A 17,711-nucleotide genomic window follows, 5' to 3' on the forward strand; every position below is an offset into this window, starting at 1 on the left:
CACCGCTGCGGATGCACGAGCCTCGACTTCGCGCCCGTCATTCGGGATAGGAAAAGGATGACCCGCCGACGCCGACGCCGCCGCGCATCCGGACGCTCCCGCTGGGCGCGGATCGCCGCGCTGATCCTGCTCGGTCCGCCGACTCTCTACCTGCTCGCCGCGCTGATCGGCAGCCTCTTGCCCCTTAACAGCCATTGGGACGAGGCCGACACGGGCACCTCGATCTGGCTGGTCTCGAACGGCGTCCACCTCGACATCGCCTTCCCCGTCGTCGCCCAAGGGCTCGATTGGCGCGAGGATTTTCCGCCCGGCGATTTCGCGGACCCCGCATGGGCCAATGCCAGTCACGTGATGATCGGGGCGGGCGATCGCGGGGTCTACACGACGTCCGAACGGTGGTCCGACCTGTCGGCAGGCGTCGCGCTGGCCGCGCTGGTCGACGGAGACCGGGTCATGCACGTCCAGTACGTCCCCCCGCCCGGGCGCTTCGCGGCGGCCGAGATCCGCCTTCGACCCGAAGAATATCGCCGCCTCTACCAAGCCGTCCGGGCCAGCTTCGATCTCGGCGGCACGGGTCGCCCCTTGCGCCTCGACACCGACGGCTATTATGCCAGCGATGCCTTCTACGAAGGGCGCGGCGGGTTCAGCGCGTTGATGACCTGCAACCAGTGGGTCGCCAGCCGCCTGCGCCTGGCGGGGGTCGAAACCAGCGCCTGGTCCCCGTTCGCACAGGGCCTGCCGTGGCGCTATCGCAACCCGTCAGAGGACGTAACGCGATAGGTCGGTATCGCCCGCAATCCCCGCGAGCTGTTCCTTGACGAATGCGGCATCGACGGTCACCGTCTCGCCGGCGCGTTCCTCGGCCTCGAAGCTGATGTCCTCGAGCAGTTTCTCCATCACCGTCTGCAACCGCCGCGCGCCGATATTCTCGACGCTCTCGTTCACGTCGGCGGCGATCTGCGCCAGCGCGTCGATGCCCTCGTCGGTGAAATCCACCTTCACGTCTTCGGTGCCCAGCAATGCGCGATACTGGTGGGTCAGGCTCGCGCGCGTATCCTTCAGGATCGCGACGAAGTCCTCCTTCGTCAGCGCGCGCAACTCGACGCGGATCGGCAGACGGCCCTGAAGCTCGGGCAGCATGTCGCTCGGCTTCGCGACATGAAAGGCTCCACTCGCGATGAACAGGATGTGGTCAGTCTTCAACGGCCCGTACTTGGTCGCCACCGTCGTGCCCTCGATCAGCGGCAAGAGGTCGCGCTGCACGCCCTCGCGGCTCACCGATCCGCCGCGCACGTCGCTCACCGCGATCTTGTCGATCTCGTCGAGGAAGACGATCCCGTTGGCCTCCGCATCCTCCAGCGCCGCCCGATTGACGTCGTCGTCGTCGAGCCGCTTGTCGGCTTCCTCGTCGACCAGCCGTTCGTAGGCCGCCGGGACCTTCAGCTTGCGCTTCTTCTTGGGAACGTTGCCGCCCAGGCCTTTCATCATGTCGCCTAGGTTGATCATTCCGATCCCGCCCTGTCCGGGCACGTCGAAGGGCGAGGACGGTGCTTCCACCACCTCGATCTCCACCTCGGCGGTATCGAGGCTGCCGTCCTTCAACCGTTCGCGGAAACTGGCCCGCGTCGCCTCGCTCGATCCCTTGCCGGTCAGCGCGTCGAGCAATCGCTCCATCGCCGCTTCCTCGGCCGCCTTCTTGACCTTCTTGCGCCGCCGCTCGCGCTCCAGCCGCACCGCTTCCTCGACGAGGTCGCGGGCGATCTGTTCGACGTCGCGTCCGACATAGCCGACTTCGGTGAACTTGGTCGCCTCGACCTTCACGAACGGCGCGTCGGCCAGCCGCGCCAGCCGCCGCGAAATCTCGGTCTTGCCGCACCCCGTCGGCCCGATCATCAGGATGTTCTTGGGCGTCACTTCGCGCTTCAGCTCGGGCCCCAGCTGTTGCCGCCGCCAGCGATTGCGCAGCGCCACCGCGACCGCTTTCTTCGCGTCCTTCTGGCCGATGATATGTTCGTCCAATGCCGCCACGATCGCCTTGGGCGTGAGCGGCTGCGCCTTCGTAATCGGAATATGTTCGTTCATGCCCGCCTAGGTGGGGCGAACCCCGATATGCTTCAAGTGAAGCAGCGGTTCGCCAGTACCTCGCGATGCCCCTCGATGATCCGCGCGATCGTCGCGGGATCGGGGTCGCGCGACCATTCGCCCCGCTCGTAGGTGCCGCCCAACAGCACCGCATCGTCGCGCGGGAACAGGTAGCCGCCCGGCAGATTGTAGGCGAAATCGAGCCCCGGTTGCCGCTCCACCAGCGCCAGCTGTCCGCGGATCGGAACCAGATCCCGGTCCCCCACCAGCGCCCGTGCCCCGATGCCCGCGCAGTTGATCGCCACCGGCTCGTCCAGCCCCGCGACCTCGTCGAGCGAAGCGAAGCGCCGCACCTTCATCAGGCCCCCGTCGCGGAGGAAGTCGGCGAGCAGTTCGCCGAGATAGCGCGGCGTCTCGACGTACATGGTCCGGAACCGTCTCAGTCCGTTCGCCTCGTGCACGATCGGAAAATACTGCTCCTCCAGCTGCGTCCGTGACCCGCGAGCGGCTTCGAACGTATCCAGCCATCGGACCCCGAACCGCGATCCGACGAGCGACTGGAACCGCTCCCACGAAATCGCCATCGCGGCCATCAGCTGTTGCTGCTTTTCCGGAGAATAGCGTCGCCCGATCCCCGTCGGCTTCACCTGCCCGCCCGATACCCAGCTCGTCGTCGCTTCGGGCAGTTCGGCGGCGTAGATCGTCACCTCCTGCCCGCGTTCCTGCAGCAATCGCGCGCTCGTCAGGCCCATCACCCCCGCACCGATCACGGCGACCGGCACGCCGCGCGGCGCCAGTGCGGTGGCGAGCGTCGAGGATCCCCACGACAGGGTAATTCCGCCGCCGCCATGCCCGTAGTTGTGAACGATCGTCGTGCCGCCCACCGCCTGCCGCTCGACCACGAACCCTTCGTTTCGAAAGGGTCGAAGCCCCGCCGTCGCGCGCAGGAAGCGGCCATCCGAAAGATCGGCGACGGGCCGACAGTCCGCTCGCGGATCGAGCGCGACCCCGCCCGCGCATCCCGCGAGCAGCAGGCTCGATCCCGAAGCGGTCAGAAAGGTGCGGCGGTCCATCGGATGCTTGTTACCCGCCGGCACCTGAACGCCAACCTGCGTTCGATGAACCGATCAGACCGTCTCGACCGTCAGCCGGTCGTTGGTGAACACGCACACCTCGGCGGCGATCTCCATCGCCTTGCGCGCCAGCTTCTCGGCGTCCTGCTCGTAATCCGACAGCGCCCGCGCCGCCGCCAGCGCGTAATTGCCGCCCGACCCGATTGCCGCGATCCCGCCCTCGGGCTCCAGTACGTCGCCGTTGCCCGTCACGATCAGCATCGTCTCGGCATCCGCCACGATCATCATCGCTTCGAGGTTGCGGAGGTATTTGTCGGTGCGCCAGTCCTTGGTCAGCTCGACCGCCGCCCGCAGCAGTTTGCCCGAATGTTCCTCGAGCTTCTTCTCCAGCCGCTCGAACAGGGTGAAGGCATCGGCGGTCGCGCCCGCGAACCCGCCGACGACCTTGCCGTCCTTGCCGAGCCGGCGAACTTTGGTCGCGTTCGGCTTCATCACCGTATTGCCGAGGGAGACCTGTCCGTCCCCCGCAATCACCGTCTTGCCCTCGCGCTTGACGCCGAGGATCGTCGTTCCGTGCATCTTGATCTTGTCGCTCATGCAAGACGATGTGGGGCGCTACGGCCCGTCGTGCAAGCCGAGCGCGCTGTCGAGAAACGCCTGCAGGTCGTCCAGAACCGGCAGGCCCCCGAACATCGGGCTGAACGCCTTCACCGGGTCCGAATGACTGGCGTGGCGATAGAGCTTGAGCTCGGACCGCCCGCCCGCCGCCTCGATCTTGCGATGCAGCTGCTGCGCATTCCGCGCCCGCACGATGACGTCCGCCGTCCCGTGCTGCAGCAACAGCGGCGGCGCGTCGCCCCGGGCGAAATGATAGGGCTGCGTCTCGTGCGGCGGTTCGTGATTGCCCAGCGCCGCGATCGCGCGCGGATCGACGAACGGCAGGAAATTGGTCGGCGCCGATATCATCGCCGCCGCCTTGATCGCGTCTCCCGCCAGCCCCGCCGCCTCGACATAGCGTCCGTCGAGCGCGAGCAGTCCGGCCAAGTGCCCGCCCGCCGAATGGCCCGCGACCGCGATCCGCTCCGCATCGCCCCCCAGTTCGGCGGCATGCTCGACCGCCCATCTGAGCGCCAGCGCCCCGTCTTCCAGATAGGCGGGAAAGCGATGCTCGGGCGCCAGCCGATAGTCGGGCATGACCGTCAGGTAGCCCCGCGCCGCGAGCGCCCGCCCGACGAACCCGAACTCGCTGCGGTGCCCGCGCACCCAGCCGCCTCCATAGAAGAACACGACGATGGGAAGCGGCACCGTGCCGCGCTTCACCGGGACATAGACGTCGAGCCGCTGGCGCGGATGGGCGCCATAGGCCACGCCGTGCGCGCGCTGCCGGACGACGTTGCGCGGTTCGCGCGCCTTGCTGGCCCTGTCGAGCAGCCGCACCGGCGATATGCCCACGCGGTCGAGCGCGTAGAGACTGTTTTCCCCCACCGCTGCTACCCGCCGCGCAAAGCGACGCGCGCGCCGCTGGAACGGCGGCGACGTGGGAAGGCGGGGACGAAAGCGCGTCAACGGCATGGATCGAAACCTAGCAAGTGCTGCGCGTGCGAACAAATATCGCCGTCGCCGCAGCGTCGCCTACAGCCCCAACCGCCCCAGCAGCCCGCCGCGACCGGCCTTCTCGACGGCCGCGCGTCCGTTCGCCTCGCACGTCTCGACGATGCTCATCGCATCGGCCATCCGTCCGTTGGCGATATCGAGCTTGCCGGTCTGCGCATCCCCAAATGCGACCCAGTCGGCGACTACCGCCTCCTCGGGCGGCAGGTCCGCTCCCGCGACCCCCGTGCGCCATTCACTCGGCACCAGCCCCGCGCAGTCGGCACCGCTCGCCGTCACGATAGGCCGCCCGCCGGCACAACCCGTCAAGCCCAGCGCGATGGACACCATCATCGACCACCCTGTCCGCTCCCTCGGCATTCCTGATCTCCCGTTCATTGGCGCGCGTCACAGCGCCGTCCGCCGCCTCGCGTCCCTGCGCACGTCCGACGATTTCGACCGCCTCGCGTCCGCTGGCCTGCGCCGACGCCGTCTCCGCTCGCCCCAGTTTCGCTTCCGCCACCCGTTTTTGATGCGCCTGCCACCACCAGGGCACCACCGCTCCCGCGACCAGCAGCGCTGCCGCCACCAGCACGATCCCGACGACGGGGTTCACGCCCCGCCACCAGCCGCTCATGCGGGATCGTCCGGATGCTGCGCCCCGCCAGACGCTTCGATGCTCGCCCCGAACGCCTTGGCGGAAAAGCTGCGCCGATTGATCGCCAGTCCCAGCGACAACAGGATCGCACCCAGGATGACGAGCAGACCGTAGGTGAAGCCGACGATGCCATCCAGTGCGATCGCCATCAGCCCGGGCACCTCGATGCCGATCCGCCGCACCATTCGCACCGTCCAGATCAGCAGCAGCGTGATCACCCCCGCCCCGACGATCGACGCCCACAGCGCGATCATCGCTCGCCAATCGCGCGCGGTCCACGGTCCGGCGTTGACGACCACCCGCGGCGTCGGCTCCGGGCAGGGCGCCTCTGCCGGCGCGCCGCCGCGCGCGACCGAGGCCCGCTCCATCGGCCAGCGCCTGCTTCCGTCGCGCCGCCGGAACATCCAGTCGCCGATCATTCCTCGATCGGGCCCAGCCGGTTGGCCAGCCATCCATAAAGAAAGCTTTCGTTGGCCGGCCGCTTCTCCGCCAACGCCAGATACCGCTCGCCCTGCAAGGCCTCCAGCGCGCGCAGCAGCACCTTCTCGCCCCCCGCATCGCCGCGCATCGCCATGAAGCGGTCGAGCGCGGCCAGCGTCTTCGTCCCGATCTTCCCGTCGGGGACGAGGTCCGGATAATCCGTTCCCTGCCGGTTGAGCGCGGTCAGCGCCCGCTGCAGAAAGGTCGAGGCCACCGCGGGCCCCATATTGACCCCCGTGTCGAACAGTTCCGCCGCGATCATCGGCGCCCGCTCCGCCACCGCGTCGTAGCGCGGCCGATGCCAGAACAGCCGTTTGTAGATCGCGCGCGCGTCCTCGCGCGGCAGCAGGGCCATCGACCCCCGATAGCCATGGGCGCGGGCGACCTTCTCGGTGATCCCGAACCGCGTCGGCCCGCCGCGGTCGTCCCGATGGTTCACATAATCGCCCTCGCGGTCGATCAGCCCGTCGATCAGCCGATCGAGAAAAGCCAGCCGCCCTTCCGGCGTGGCGAATTGCAATGGTCGCATGACGCTGCTCCTGTCCTCCCGAGTCGGTCTTCTATAACCATATAGGTAATCTGTAGGACAGGTTTTTCTCCCTCATCGTTCGCGAACTGTACCCCCACCGTTCGTCGAAACACCCCTCGTTGTGGCTTTACTGACACTTGTGTTGCTTCGCGCTCGGCGGCATTCTCCCGCACCTGTTCAAGGGGCGGACGTGCGCGTCCGCAAGGGAGAGGAACCCACATGACCAAGACCCATCTGCTTACCGCCACGATGTTCGGCGTGCTCGCCACCGTCGCCATGCCCGACGACGCGCAGGCACAGCGCATCGACCGCATCTACGTCTTCGGCGACAGCTACACCGACAACGGCAACGCCTTCGAACTGGGCGGCATCAATCCGATCAGCACCGTGATCTACACCAACGGCCGCTTCTCGGACGGCACCGTCTATACCGACACGCTGGGCGAACTGCTCAACGCCGAGATCTACAACTTCGGCATCGGTGGCGCGCAGGCCGACGGCGACAATGTCAGCGCCGGCCTCCCCGGCCTCGATTTCCAGATTGCCAGCTTCCTGGCGGGCGGGAACCTCGGCCTGCCGGGCGTCCCCGACGTCTTTCCCTCGGTCCCCGGCACGCTGGGTCCGAACGACCTCGTGACCTTCAACATCGGCGGCAACGACAGCCGCGAATACCAGCTCCTCGGCGGAAACGTCGCGGGTGCCGCCGCCGCCGCGCAGGGCAGCATCGCGGGTGCCACGCAGGCGCTCCGGGCGGTCGCCGCCGCCGGTGCGCAGAACATCAGCTGGATCGGCGGAAACTCCGCCAACCTTCCCGAAGTCGCGGGTCAGGCCGATCCCGCCACCGCCGCAGCGGTGCGCACGGCCTACAACGATGCCTATGTCGCGGGCGTCACCCCGGTCCTGTCGAGCCTCGCCAGCCAGGGCGTTCTCGTCCACTATCTCGACCTCGACCTCGTTGGCGTGAACATCGAACAGAATCTGAGCGAGTTCGGCTTCAGCGGCCTCAACTGCCCGACCTTCGATCTCGCCGCGGCCGCGGCGGGCGACACGTCGTCGCTGCTCTGCGCCCTCGACAGCAGCGCGGCGCAGCAGTTCGTCTATTACGGCGACGCGGTCCACCTCACCTCGGCGGGCTTCGATGTCATCGCCGCCTACGTCGCCGCGCAGCTTCAGGCGCCGCTGCTCCTCGACGGTCCGACCGACCTCGCGATGGAAGAGGCGCAGCACATGAACCGCCTCGTCAACAACCGTCTCGCCGGCGGCGCGCCGCGCGACGGGGACTTCGCCGAGGGGCTGCGCGTCTACGTCCAGGGTGACGGCTTCACCCGCACCTCGCTCATGACCCAGACGACCGACGAATTCCGCATGAACGGCGCGGGCGTCAGCGCAGGGCTCGAAGTCGGCTTCGGCAACGCCATGCTCGGCATCGCGGGTCGTTACGGCAAGCCCGAAGGCGATTATGGTCCGCTCCGCGGCAACGTCGACGGCGAAAGCATTTCGGGCGCGGTCTACGGCGCGTTCGCGATCGGCCCGATCTTCGTTGAAGGCCACGGCGGCTACGGCACCGGCAGCTACGACCTGACCCGCACCGGCGTCATCGAAAGCCTGACCCTCACCGGCGGCACCGATGCCGACATGGTCTTCGCGGGCGGCAAGCTCGGCTATCTCGCCAATATCGCGGGCGCGCGCGTCGGCCCCATCGTCGGCGTCGACTATGCCGACATCAGCGCGGACGGTTACACCGAAAGCGGCGATCCCGCCCTCAACCTCACCGTCGGCGACGTCGACTATCGCTCGCTGCGCGGTCAGCTCGGCCTCGAGATCCGCGGCGACTTCGCGGGGTATGGCGTACAGGTCCGTCCCTGGGCGCAGCTCGTTGCCGAACAGGAATTCGACGGCGACGCGCGGACCTACAATTTCGCGCAGACCTCCAGCCCCACGATCGTCAACAGCTTCACGACATTGGACGCCGAGGACGATGTCACGGGCCGGTTCTCGGGCGGCTTCTCGGCACGTCTGTCGAACGCGGTCAACGTCAATGCCGCCGCCTCGCTGTCGGTCGGCCGCGACGACGGCAACGACGCGGGTGCACAAGTCGGCTTCAGCCTAGGCTTCTAAGCCGGAGCTTCCAAGCGATCCGAGGACGGGCGGCGGGGCTTCAGCTCCGCCGCCCGTTTCTTATTGCGCGTTCTGTTCTTCCACGCCTTCGCGAAGGACGTCGGCGTCGCTCTGTCCCGACGTCGGGCGATCGGTCGTGCCGCCGACGCAGCGGTCGAGCAGGTCGCGGACGTTCTGGGCGGGGGCGATCACGATCGGATCGACGCCCGTCGCAGTGATGTTGACCGGCTCGTCGGGCTGGAACGAGGTGCGGATGTTGCTCGCCAGCTCGCCCCGCGCCAGCGTCGCGGTCCAGTTGAACTCGCCTTCCTGCGCCCCGGCTGCGGCCACCACGGGTACTCGCGCGCTCGCTCCGTTCCCGACGACGGTCAGCGTTCCCGCGCTGCCGTCGCCCTCGACGCCGTAGCGCGTCAGCACGATCCCCTGGTCGTTGTCGGCACAGGCGATTTCGAGCGCCGGGCCGCTCAGGTCCGATCCCAGCTGCACCGCATCGCCTACCGCCGACCAGCTCATTGCGTTGGTCGGCAGGGCATCGGGCCCGTCGTCCGCCTCTTCGGCCAGCGGAATGTTGGCCGACGGTACTTCCTCGATTTCCTCGAGATCGTCGTCGGTCACGGCCTCGGTTCGCGCACAGGCGGACAGGACGAGGAGCGGCAGCAGCATGGCGGTCTGTTTCATCCCTCCAATCTAGGAAGCCGGACCCCGATCGCCAAGCCGCCATCTCGGCATCGCCTCCGCGCCGCAAACCCCGAAGCCCCCGCCCCTCCGCGCGCACCCGATTGTCGCGCCTTCGACGGCGGGTTAAGAACCCCCCGACCATGACCGCCATGCCGCCCCCCGCCGGTTCCAAGCCCCGCAAGCTCAGCGATCGACTTCGTCTTCTCGCGGGCGCGCGCCGGTGGTGGCGCAAGGAACTGGCCGAAGGCGTCGACCAGCTGGCCGCCGTCGCGCGGGTGAAAGAAGAATGCGAACTCGGCGGCCGCTACGTCTTCATGACCAGCATGTCGGCGGGCATCGCCGTCCTCGGTCTCATCCTCTCCTCGCCCGCGGTCGTCATCGGCGCCATGCTGTTGTCGCCCCTGATGGGCCCGATCATCGGCGCGGGCTTCGCGCTCGCGATCTGGGACGTGAAGTGGATGCGCGATTCCGCCCGCACGCTTTTCGTCGGCACGCTGGCCGCCATCCTCCTCGCCGCGCTCATCTCCTTTCTGAGCCCCATCCAGACCATGACGCCCGAGATCGCGAGCCGCGTGAACCCCAGCCTGCTCGATCTCGCCGTCGCGCTCTTCTCCGGTCTTGCGGGTTCCTACGCGATGATCCGCGGGCGGTCGGGCACCATCGTCGGGGTCGCCATCGCCGTCGCGCTCATGCCGCCGCTCGCGGTCGTCGGCTTCGGTCTCGCGACGTGGAACGGGGCGGTGTTCGGCGGGGCGCTGATGCTCTTCATCACCAACCTCGTCACCATCGCGGCCGCCACCGCCTTCATGTGCCGGCTCTACGGTTTCCGCTCGACCCTCTCCAAGCAGCGCGGCTGGATCCAGAGCGCGATCATCATCGCGGCGCTCCTCGCGCTCGCCGTGCCGCTCACCATCTCGCTCACCAACATCGCCTGGGAAACCCGCGCCCAGCGGCTCATCACCGACGCCATCACCGCCCAGTTCGACGAGCGCGCGGTGCTGGATCAGGTCGAACCCAACTTCAAGTCGCAGCCGCTGACCATCAGCGCCGTAATGCTCACCCCCGACATCCGCGAGAATGCGGAGGCCGATGCCGAACGCCTCCTCAGCCGCCAGCTGGGCGTGCCCGTCGCGCTGCAGATCTCGCAGTTCCAGGTCGACGTGAACGACGACGAGGCGCAGCAGGCCGCCCTCGCCGCCGCACGCGGCCGCGCCACCGAGGAGGCGACCCGCCGCCATATCGGCACGCTCACCGAGAAACTGGCCGTGGTCGCTGGCACCTCGCCCGATGCGGTCAGCATCGATCGCGAACGGCGCCGCGCCCGCGTCGTCGCCCGCCCGATCGAGGGTGCCACGCTGGCCGCCTACCGTCAGCTCGAAGCCCGCATCGCCGGCCAGACCCCCGGCTGGTCGGTCGAGCTCGTCCCGCCGCTGCGCCCGATACCCGATGTCGCCATCGACGAGGCGGGCGAACCCGATCCCGACGCGCTGTTCCTCGCTGCCTGGGCAGCGCGCCGCCGCGATCTCGGCCTCACGCTCGCGGGACCGGCCGAGGCGACCGATACCGTCCGCCGCGCGCTCGATCAGGAAGGGGTGAGCGACGTGACGCTTGCCGACGCGGCCGATGCCCCTGCCGCGCCTTCGAACCCCGAAGATGACCAGATTGTCTCGATCCGCTGGTCCATCCCCTCGAATTGACGCGGTGCCCCGACGCGCGCATCTTCGCGCGGCGACGCACAGCAGGGGAATGAAGCAATGACCGATCGCATCGTCACGTCCAGGGAAACCGCCACCGGCTCGGGCCTTGCGCCATCGACACCTTGGCATCTGTGGGCGGTCGGCGCCCTGACACTCGTCTTCAACGCGGGTGGCGCGTTCGACTATACGATGACCCAGACCCGGAACGAGGCCTACCTCGCCAACTTCACCGAAGAACAGTTGATCTACTTCAACAGCTTCCCGGCCTGGTCCGAAGCCTTCTGGGCATTGGGCGTCTGGGGCGCGCTCGTCGGCTCGATCCTGATCCTCCTGCGCAGCCGTTACGCCGTCTGGTCCTTCGCGGTCGCGCTGATCGGTCTGGCCGGATCGACCGTCTATCAGTTCGGCATCGCCGACATGCCCGACAGCATCCGCACCGGCGGCGCGATGATGTTCACGATTATCATCTGGGCCGTGACCATCGCCACCTTCCTCTACGCCCGCGCCATGACCAAGCGGGGTGTGCTGCGTTGAGCTCGGCCTAGACCTTGTCGCCACCCAAAGGACGCTCGCCCGGTCAAGCCACTCCCTAGGGCCGCCCGCCCATTTTCTTGTAGCGCGTCTTGCCGAAGCGGTCCTTGCGCGTTCCCGGCCGACCCGCATTGGAATAGCCGACGCGCGGCGCCGACCGCTCGGCCTCGGGAATGCCCAGCTCGTCTTCTTCCAGCTTGCGGATCTCGTCTCGGATCCGCGCGGCCGTCTCGAACTCCAGGTCCGCTGCGGCCTTGCGCATCTTCTCCTCGAGCCCCTCGATGTGCGCGCGAAGGTTCGACCCCGCCAACGGCGGTGCGTCCTTCTCCATCTTGCCCGCGCCCGACGCGGTAACGTCGCGGACGTCCTTGAGCAGATCCTCCACCGCGCGCTTGGTCGATTGCGGCGTGATGCCATGTTCCTCGTTGTAGGCGATCTGCTTCTCGCGCCGCCGCCCGGTTTCGTTGAGCGCCCGCTCCATCGAACCCGTCACCCGGTCGGCATAGAGAATGACCCGCCCGTCGACGTTGCGCGCCGCGCGCCCGATCGTCTGGATGAGGCTCGTCTCGGACCGCAGGAAGCCTTCCTTGTCCGCATCGAGGATCGCGACCAGCCCGCACTCGGGAATATCCAGTCCCTCGCGCAGCAGGTTGATGCCGACGAGCACGTCATAGACCCCGCGCCGAAGGTCGCGGATCAGCTCGATGCGCTCCAGCGTCTCGACGTCGGAATGCATGTATCTGACCTTGATGCCCTGCTCGTGCATATATTCGGTCAGGTCCTCGGCCATCCGCTTGGTCAGCGTCGTCACCAGCGTGCGATACCCGCGCTGCGCCGTCAGCCGCGCCTCGTTGACCAGATCGTCGACCTGGTCCTCGACCGGCTTGATCTCGACCGGCGGGTCGATGAGGCCCGTCGGGCGGATGACCTGTTCGGAAAAGACGCCGCCCGTCTCCTCCATCTCCCACGGCCCCGGCGTCGCCGACACGAACATCGTCTCGGGCCGCATCGCATCCCATTCGTTGAACCGTAGCGGCCGGTTGTCGATACAGCTCGGCAGGCGGAACCCATGTTCGGCCAGCGTGATCTTGCGGCGGTGATCGCCTCGCGCCATCGCGCCGATCTGCGGCACCGTCTGGTGGCTTTCGTCGACGAACAGGAGCGCATTGTCGGGCAGATATTCGAACAGGGTGGGCGGCGGTTCGCCCGGCAGGCGCCCGGTCAGGAACCGCGAATAATTCTCGATCCCCGCGCAGCTGCCCGTCGCCGCGATCATCTCCAGGTCGAAATTCGTCCGTTGCTCTAGCCGCTGCGCCTCCAAGAGCTTCCCCTCCGCCACCAGCTCCTTCAATCGCTCGTCCAGTTCGTGCTTGATCGCGTGCCGCGCCTGCTCGAGCGTCGGCCCCGGCGTCACGTAGTGCGAGTTGGCGTAGATCTTCACCCGGTCGAGCTTCGCGCCTGGCTTGCCGGTCAGCGGATCGAATTCCAGAATCTCCTCGATATCGTCCCCGAAGAAGCTCACCCGCCACGCCATGTCCTCGTAGTGCGACGGGAAGATTTCCAGATTGTCCCCCCGCACCCGAAAGCTGCCGCGCGCGAAATTGGCGTCGTTGCGCTTGTATTGCAGCGCGACCAGCTTGCGGATGATCTCGCGCTGGTCGACCGTGTCGCCCTTGGCGAGCTTGAAGGTCATCGCCGAATAGGTCTCGACCGACCCGATGCCGTATAGACAGCTGACCGACGCGACGATGATCACGTCGTCCCGCTCCAGCAAAGACCGCGTCGCAGAATGGCGCATCCGGTCGATCGCCTCGTTCACCGAGCTTTCCTTCTCGATGTAGGTGTCGGTCCGCGGCACATAGGCCTCGGGCTGGTAATAATCGTAATAGCTGACGAAATATTCGACCGCATTATTGGGAAAGAAGCTCTTGAACTCGCCATAGAGCTGCGCCGCGAGGATCTTGTTGGGCGCCAGCACCAGACTGGGCCGCTGCAACGTGTCGATGACCTTGGCCATCGTGAAGGTCTTGCCCGACCCCGTGACGCCCAGCAGCACCTGGCTGTCCTCGCCGTGATCGCGGATCCCTTCGACCAGTTCCTTGATCGCGGTCGGCTGATCGCCCGCCGGCTCGTAGTCGCTGACCAGTTCGAACTTCCTGCCGCCCTCGGCCTTCTCGGGGCGCGCGGGACGGTGCGGGGTAAAGTCCTCGCCCGTGTCGGGTTCGGCAAGACTGGTGCGAATCTGGATGGCCATGGCGCTAGATATGGGAAGCGAAACGGCGGGACGCTAGTTCCCTTCGGGCGGTGCCGGCGACCCACCACCCCGGCCTTCTCACGCTCGCGATCCGAAAACGGACACCATCCGCACCTCGATGGTTCTCTTGCGTGATGACCGACGATCCGAACGGCGACCGATGCTGGCTGTGCGACCGCCCGCTCGGTCGCCGCGTCGAGAAACATCACCCCGTTCCTAAGTCGCGCGGCGGTCGAACGACGCGGTCCGTCCACCCGATCTGTCACCGCACGCTCCACATCAGCATGACCAACAAGGAGCTCGCGGCGATCGGCGAGGACGTCGACGCGCTCCGCGCCGATCCCGCAATCGCGCGTTTTCTCGCCTGGGTCGAGAACAAGCCGCCCGACTTTCACGCCCCGACCCGCCGCGGGCGCTAGGCGCGGAACCGGCGAAGGCTTCGTCGCGCGTCCGCGGGCTTGTCTTGCCCGACGGACCTCCTAGACTGCGACGCCATGCGAACGCCGATCATCCTCGCCGCACTCCTGGCCCTCGGGGCCTGCGGACAGAATGCGGACGAAGCCGAAGCGCAACCCGAGACGAACGAGGGCCTTTCGGCGGAGGATATCGAGAACGAAATGGGGAGCGCGATGAGCCGGGGCGATTTCCTTTCGCCCGGCCTGTGGGAAAGCTCGATCCGGCTCGACAGCATCGACATGCCCGGGCTTACCGACGCCCAGCGCGACGACATGCGGACGGCGATGGGCGGACAGACGTTCCGCACCTGCCTGACCCGTGCAGAAGTCGAACGCCCCGACGCGCGCTTCTTCACCGGCAACGACACCGATTGCACCTACGACAGTTTCACGCTCGAGGACGGGCGGATCGAAAGCGATCTCGTCTGCACCATCGCCGGCACGCCCCAGAGGATGAGCCTGGCGGGCGAATACGGACCCGAACGCTACGATCTAACCATGCAGGCCGACAGCCTGGCGCAGGACGGCATCACCATGGCGATGCGGGTCGAGGCACGCCGCGTCGGTGCGTGCGAAGAGGAATGACATCCGAGTTTATCAAATGGAGGGGAATGACATGAAACGACTGATGATCCTGTGCGCGGGAACGCTCCTGCTGGCGGGCTGCGGGGATACGGGCACCGACGAGGGCGCCACGGACGCCGCGGCGAGCGACGATGCGCCCGCCGAGGGACTTCTTCCCGGCGCCTTCCTGATCCGCACCGAAGTCGTCTCGATCGACAGCGCCGACGATGCCGACCCCGTGACCGACCTCGCCGTCGGCGACGTTTCGGAGAACGAGGTCTGTATCGGCGAGGACGGACTGCTTCCCGCCGCCGCCTTCGCCGAAAGCGGCGATGAATGCACGATCCAGAATCCCTACGTCCGCCGCGGTCGACTGCGGCAGGACCTCACCTGCAACCGCCCCGCCGGCCAGGTCAATCTGGCGGTCAATGCCACCTTCACCGGCGAGAGCATCGAGGGCGAGATCGATTCGGGAACCTCGTTCGCGGGCGAAGGCGATTATCGGATGCAGCGCCGTATCACCGGCGAACGCACCGGCGACTGCACCAATGCCGAAGCCGACGCCGATCTCGAAGCCGAGGTCGCGGAATAACCGGGTGCGCACCGCCGTCATCGTCCTTTGGGTCGCGATGACGGCGGGCTGCGCTTCGACCCCCACCCAGCCGCCTCGCGCGGCGGTGGCCTTCACTACCGACACGATCGTGGCGAGCGAGGCGGGCGGCGTCGCCGACCCCGCGACGGGCCGCATCGCGTCCCCGAACGACCCGGTTCGCATCGCCTCCATCTCCAAGCTTGTGACCGCCATCGGCGCGATGATGCTGGTCGAGGAAGGCCGGCTCTCGCTCGACGCGCCGGTCGGCGATGTCCTTGGCTACCCCGTCGCGCATCCTGCCGCGCCGCGCACGCCCGTTACGCTTCGCCAGCTTCTGTCGCACACCTCGGGCGTGCGCGACGGGGCGGGCTATGCGATCCCGCTAGGCGACACGCTTCGCGACCGCCTCGCCGACCCCGCCGCGTGGAGCGCGGAGCCGCGCGAGGGCTATTTCTCCTATTCCAACCTCAATTTCGTCATCGTCGCCAGCGCGATGGAGGCGGCGACCGGCGAACGCTTCGACCGGCTGATGGACCGCCTGCTGTTCGCCCCGATGGGGCTCGACGCCTGTTTCAACTGGGCCGGTTGTTCGGACGCGACCATCGCCCGCGCGATCGTCCTGCAACGCGAAGGCGTTCCCGTCTGGGACGACCTCGGCGGTCGGCGACCCGATTGCCCCGTCGTCGTCAAGGACGGCGAGCCGTGCGACCTGTCGCGCTGGCGCCCCGGTGAGAATGGCGCGCTCTTCTCGCCGCAAGGGGGATTGCGCATCGGCGCGGAAGATCTCGCGCAGATCGGACGCCTTCTCCTCGGTCGCGGCACGACAGGTGGCCGCACCTATCTGTCGCCCGATCTGTTCGACCGGATGGTCGCCCCCCAATGGAACTACGACGGCACCAACGGCGACACGTGGAGCGGCGTGTTCTGCCGCTACGGGCTCGGCGTCCACCTGCTGCAATCGCCGGGCGCGGAATGCGCCGACGATCCGGGACTGCCACTTGGTCGCTGGGCGGGTCATTCGGGCGACGCCTACGGCCTGCGCTCGGGGCTGTGGGTCGATCTGGAAAACCCGCGCGGCATCGCCTGGCACATCGGCGGAGAGCCCGAACTGTCCGACGACGAAACCAGCTGGATCCAGGGCTTTCTGCCGGTAGAGAAAGAGATGACCGCCCGCGCGCTCGACCTGTTTGAAGGAGCAGACCGCTAAGCGTCGGCCAGCCTCAATTGAATTTGGTGCTGAGGAACAGGCGAAAGTTGTGGTCGGATGCGCCGTGAACGCCGGCCAGATAGCCCGCCGAGACGCCGAACCGTCCCACCCCGAATTCCACCATCGGCCCCACCTGTAGTTCCTCGTCCCCGCTCGAGGAGAAGGTCCCCGCACTGCTGAACGCTTCCAGCGATAGCGCAACATCGTCGCTCAATTCGCGCTTGATCCGCGCTCGCGCTCCGAACTGGAGTGGAGCGCCCGAACGGTCGATCCGTCGCTCGCCGAGAATATTGCCGCGGATGCTCCAGAGAGGATCGAGCTTGTGATCCGCCGCCAGGTTCACCTGCACCCGGTCCGACGTCCCGTTCCAGCCGGAACGCACCCCGCCGATCACCCCGACCTGAGTCGGCTCCCCGTCGGGGGTGATCTGCCACAGCAGTTCGGCCGCCACCGCATTGGTCTCGAATCCCTCGCCCCGCTCGCGCCCGAAAAGAATACCGCGCAGACGCAGGCTCTCCGACAATCCATGCTGCACGTGCACTCGCGCGCCGAACCGGTCATCGGCGCCGTCCTCGCCGGGCTCGAACCCGAATCGCACCTCGCTCGCCGTCTCTCCGCCGGACACGGTCGGGCCCGACACGCCGCTGATGTTCTGGGCTGCGGCTGCGGAAGGCAGGACCGCGATGAAAAGGGCGCTCAGGGCCGTCGGAAGTCGAAGAATCATGACGGCTCTATGACAAGATGAAGTCGGGACGAAAACCCCGTCGCGATTCTCCGTTCAGCGGCGCGACCGATCAAAGATATCTTGTCGGAGCTGGCCCCTACCCTGTGGTCCTCCGTGACCCGCCGGACTCACCCCATCGACGCCCTCGGGCGTCGTCGTTGCGGAGCCATTCCATCCACAGAAAATTGTCCCGTCAAAAGCGGCGGAAGCGCGGGCAAAATAGGGTAAACAACCCTTAATCATCTGCGCTGTGACAAAAATGACTCTTGCGTTGCGATCGGTGCTTGGACACAATCCCTAGTGTTACGAGCGACGTTGCCCCGCAACATCTTGCGATTGGGGCCGGGAATACCCATTTCCGGCATGGGGCGATCTGTGCGTAACGGGGGAAGCGGGGATAAGTCACTGAATTGACTCCACGCCTGCTTCAAAAGGGTTCGTTTCGAGCGTAGGAGCCGGTACGAACGAAACAGGAACAT

Annotated in this window: 19 protein-coding genes; 8 read left to right on the forward strand and 11 right to left on the reverse strand. The window is 67.2% G+C overall.

The annotated features are described in order from the left end of the window. Window positions 1-57: 57 nt before the first annotated feature. The gene (locus WJT74_RS09255) at window positions 58-780 is read left to right on the forward strand and encodes a TIGR02117 family protein (protein WP_343344007.1); all 723 of its coding nucleotides are present in this window, start codon (window positions 58-60) and stop codon (window positions 778-780) included. Here the strand turns inward: WJT74_RS09255 and hslU are convergent. The 8 genes from hslU to WJT74_RS09295 are packed head-to-tail and all read right to left on the reverse strand — an operon-like array spanning window position 760 to window position 6,412. Further along, window positions 760-2,082, reverse strand: coding sequence for an ATP-dependent protease ATPase subunit HslU (gene hslU / locus WJT74_RS09260; protein WP_343344010.1), 1,323 nt, complete (start codon window positions 2,080-2,082; stop codon window positions 760-762). The genes WJT74_RS09255 and hslU overlap by 21 nt on opposite strands. Window positions 2,083-2,114: 32 nt before the next feature. After that, entirely contained in the window at window positions 2,115-3,155 is a 1,041-nt protein-coding gene (locus tag WJT74_RS09265; protein ID WP_343344013.1) for an FAD-dependent oxidoreductase, read from the reverse strand. Between the two features lie 54 nt (window positions 3,156-3,209). Then, window positions 3,210-3,752, reverse strand: a complete 543-nt coding sequence (gene hslV / locus WJT74_RS09270) for an ATP-dependent protease subunit HslV (RefSeq protein WP_343344015.1) — start codon at window positions 3,750-3,752, stop codon at window positions 3,210-3,212. Window positions 3,753-3,770: 18 nt separating this feature from the next. Next, window positions 3,771-4,727, reverse strand: a complete 957-nt coding sequence (locus WJT74_RS09275; RefSeq protein ID WP_343344017.1) for an alpha/beta hydrolase — start codon at window positions 4,725-4,727, stop codon at window positions 3,771-3,773. A gap of 60 nt (window positions 4,728-4,787) precedes the next feature. Further along, the gene (locus tag WJT74_RS09280) at window positions 4,788-5,012 is read right to left on the reverse strand and encodes a hypothetical protein (protein WP_343344020.1); all 225 of its coding nucleotides are present in this window, start codon (window positions 5,010-5,012) and stop codon (window positions 4,788-4,790) included. Then, a complete protein-coding gene (locus WJT74_RS09285) occupies window positions 5,002-5,382 on the reverse strand; it encodes a hypothetical protein (protein ID WP_343344023.1) in 381 nt (126 codons plus the stop codon). The genes WJT74_RS09280 and WJT74_RS09285 overlap by 11 nt, the downstream gene beginning before the upstream one ends. Continuing rightward, window positions 5,379-5,855: a hypothetical protein gene (locus WJT74_RS09290; RefSeq protein ID WP_343348270.1), complete on the reverse strand. Its 477-nt coding sequence runs from the start codon at window positions 5,853-5,855 to the stop codon at window positions 5,379-5,381. The genes WJT74_RS09285 and WJT74_RS09290 overlap by 4 nt, the downstream gene beginning before the upstream one ends. Further along, complete coding sequence (locus WJT74_RS09295) at window positions 5,819-6,412, reverse strand: glycoside hydrolase family 108 protein (RefSeq protein ID WP_343344026.1); 594 nt, start codon at window positions 6,410-6,412, stop codon at window positions 5,819-5,821. Before WJT74_RS09295 ends, WJT74_RS09290 begins: the two co-directional genes overlap by 37 nt. 219 nt (window positions 6,413-6,631) lie before the next feature. On the opposite strand from WJT74_RS09295, the gene WJT74_RS09300 reads away from it, so the two are divergent. After that, a complete protein-coding gene (locus tag WJT74_RS09300; RefSeq protein WP_343344028.1) occupies window positions 6,632-8,530 on the forward strand; it encodes an autotransporter domain-containing protein in 1,899 nt (632 codons plus the stop codon). 60 nt (window positions 8,531-8,590) lie between these two features. On the opposite strand, the gene WJT74_RS09305 is transcribed toward WJT74_RS09300, so the two are convergent. Beyond that, window positions 8,591-9,208 (reverse strand): hypothetical protein, encoded by a 618-nt coding sequence (locus WJT74_RS09305; protein ID WP_343344030.1) that lies wholly within the window; start codon window positions 9,206-9,208, stop codon window positions 8,591-8,593. 140 nt (window positions 9,209-9,348) lie between these two features. On the opposite strand from WJT74_RS09305, the gene WJT74_RS09310 reads away from it, so the two are divergent. Both WJT74_RS09310 and WJT74_RS09315 read left to right on the forward strand, forming a co-directional pair. After that, window positions 9,349-10,905: a TIGR00341 family protein gene (locus WJT74_RS09310; RefSeq protein WP_343344033.1), complete on the forward strand. Its 1,557-nt coding sequence runs from the start codon at window positions 9,349-9,351 to the stop codon at window positions 10,903-10,905. Between the two features lie 57 nt (window positions 10,906-10,962). After that, window positions 10,963-11,439 (forward strand): hypothetical protein, encoded by a 477-nt coding sequence (locus WJT74_RS09315; RefSeq protein WP_343344036.1) that lies wholly within the window; start codon window positions 10,963-10,965, stop codon window positions 11,437-11,439. 55 nt (window positions 11,440-11,494) lie between these two features. On the opposite strand, the gene uvrB is transcribed toward WJT74_RS09315, so the two are convergent. Next, window positions 11,495-13,690 (reverse strand): excinuclease ABC subunit UvrB, encoded by a 2,196-nt coding sequence (gene uvrB, locus WJT74_RS09320; RefSeq protein WP_343344037.1) that lies wholly within the window; start codon window positions 13,688-13,690, stop codon window positions 11,495-11,497. A 134-nt stretch (window positions 13,691-13,824) separates the two neighbouring features. Between uvrB and WJT74_RS09325 the strand changes: the two genes are divergently transcribed. The 4 genes from WJT74_RS09325 (at window position 13,825) to WJT74_RS09340 (ending at window position 16,508) form a co-directional block, all read left to right on the forward strand. Beyond that, window positions 13,825-14,109, forward strand: coding sequence for an HNH endonuclease (locus WJT74_RS09325; protein ID WP_343344039.1), 285 nt, complete (start codon window positions 13,825-13,827; stop codon window positions 14,107-14,109). A 75-nt stretch (window positions 14,110-14,184) separates the two neighbouring features. Continuing rightward, window positions 14,185-14,730 carry a DUF3617 domain-containing protein gene (locus tag WJT74_RS09330; protein ID WP_343344041.1) on the forward strand — a complete coding sequence of 182 codons (546 nt, stop codon included), beginning with the start codon at window positions 14,185-14,187 and terminating at the stop codon, window positions 14,728-14,730. Window positions 14,731-14,761: 31 nt separating this feature from the next. Beyond that, window positions 14,762-15,301, forward strand: a complete 540-nt coding sequence (locus WJT74_RS09335; RefSeq protein WP_343344044.1) for a DUF3617 domain-containing protein — start codon at window positions 14,762-14,764, stop codon at window positions 15,299-15,301. A 4-nt stretch (window positions 15,302-15,305) separates the two neighbouring features. Further along, complete coding sequence (locus WJT74_RS09340; protein ID WP_343344046.1) at window positions 15,306-16,508, forward strand: serine hydrolase domain-containing protein; 1,203 nt, start codon at window positions 15,306-15,308, stop codon at window positions 16,506-16,508. Between the two features lie 13 nt (window positions 16,509-16,521). Here the strand turns inward: WJT74_RS09340 and WJT74_RS09345 are convergent, their stop codons facing one another. Next, window positions 16,522-17,232 (reverse strand): hypothetical protein, encoded by a 711-nt coding sequence (locus WJT74_RS09345; RefSeq protein ID WP_343344048.1) that lies wholly within the window; start codon window positions 17,230-17,232, stop codon window positions 16,522-16,524. Between the last annotated feature and the right edge of the window lie 479 nt (window positions 17,233-17,711).

The sequence above is a fragment of the Sphingomicrobium sp. XHP0239 genome (genome assembly GCF_039555325.1).
GTDB classification, from domain to species: Bacteria; Pseudomonadota; Alphaproteobacteria; order Sphingomonadales; family Sphingomonadaceae; genus Sphingomicrobium; species Sphingomicrobium maritimum.

What these genes read in the sequence shown, in the direction of transcription:
- WJT74_RS09255 (WP_343344007.1), top strand. Translation starts at nt 58, where the DNA reads ATGACCCGCCGACGCCGACGCCGCCGCGCATCCGGACGCTCCCGCTGG.
- hslU (WP_343344010.1), bottom strand. Translation starts at nt 2,082, where the DNA reads ATGAACGAACATATTCCGATTACGAAGGCGCAGCCGCTCACGCCCAAG.
- WJT74_RS09265 (WP_343344013.1), bottom strand. Translation starts at nt 3,155, where the DNA reads ATGGACCGCCGCACCTTTCTGACCGCTTCGGGATCGAGCCTGCTGCTC.
- hslV (WP_343344015.1), bottom strand. Translation starts at nt 3,752, where the DNA reads ATGAGCGACAAGATCAAGATGCACGGAACGACGATCCTCGGCGTCAAG.
- WJT74_RS09275 (WP_343344017.1), bottom strand. Translation starts at nt 4,727, where the DNA reads ATGCCGTTGACGCGCTTTCGTCCCCGCCTTCCCACGTCGCCGCCGTTC.
- WJT74_RS09285 (WP_343344023.1), bottom strand. Translation starts at nt 5,382, where the DNA reads ATGAGCGGCTGGTGGCGGGGCGTGAACCCCGTCGTCGGGATCGTGCTG.
- WJT74_RS09290 (WP_343348270.1), bottom strand. Translation starts at nt 5,855, where the DNA reads ATGGCTGGCCAACCGGCTGGGCCCGATCGAGGAATGATCGGCGACTGG.
- WJT74_RS09295 (WP_343344026.1), bottom strand. Translation starts at nt 6,412, where the DNA reads ATGCGACCATTGCAATTCGCCACGCCGGAAGGGCGGCTGGCTTTTCTC.
- WJT74_RS09300 (WP_343344028.1), top strand. Translation starts at nt 6,632, where the DNA reads ATGACCAAGACCCATCTGCTTACCGCCACGATGTTCGGCGTGCTCGCC.
- WJT74_RS09305 (WP_343344030.1), bottom strand. Translation starts at nt 9,208, where the DNA reads ATGAAACAGACCGCCATGCTGCTGCCGCTCCTCGTCCTGTCCGCCTGT.
- WJT74_RS09310 (WP_343344033.1), top strand. Translation starts at nt 9,349, where the DNA reads ATGACCGCCATGCCGCCCCCCGCCGGTTCCAAGCCCCGCAAGCTCAGC.
- WJT74_RS09315 (WP_343344036.1), top strand. Translation starts at nt 10,963, where the DNA reads ATGACCGATCGCATCGTCACGTCCAGGGAAACCGCCACCGGCTCGGGC.
- uvrB (WP_343344037.1), bottom strand. Translation starts at nt 13,690, where the DNA reads ATGGCCATCCAGATTCGCACCAGTCTTGCCGAACCCGACACGGGCGAG.
- WJT74_RS09325 (WP_343344039.1), top strand. Translation starts at nt 13,825, where the DNA reads ATGACCGACGATCCGAACGGCGACCGATGCTGGCTGTGCGACCGCCCG.
- WJT74_RS09330 (WP_343344041.1), top strand. Translation starts at nt 14,185, where the DNA reads ATGCGAACGCCGATCATCCTCGCCGCACTCCTGGCCCTCGGGGCCTGC.
- WJT74_RS09335 (WP_343344044.1), top strand. Translation starts at nt 14,762, where the DNA reads ATGAAACGACTGATGATCCTGTGCGCGGGAACGCTCCTGCTGGCGGGC.
- WJT74_RS09345 (WP_343344048.1), bottom strand. Translation starts at nt 17,232, where the DNA reads ATGATTCTTCGACTTCCGACGGCCCTGAGCGCCCTTTTCATCGCGGTC.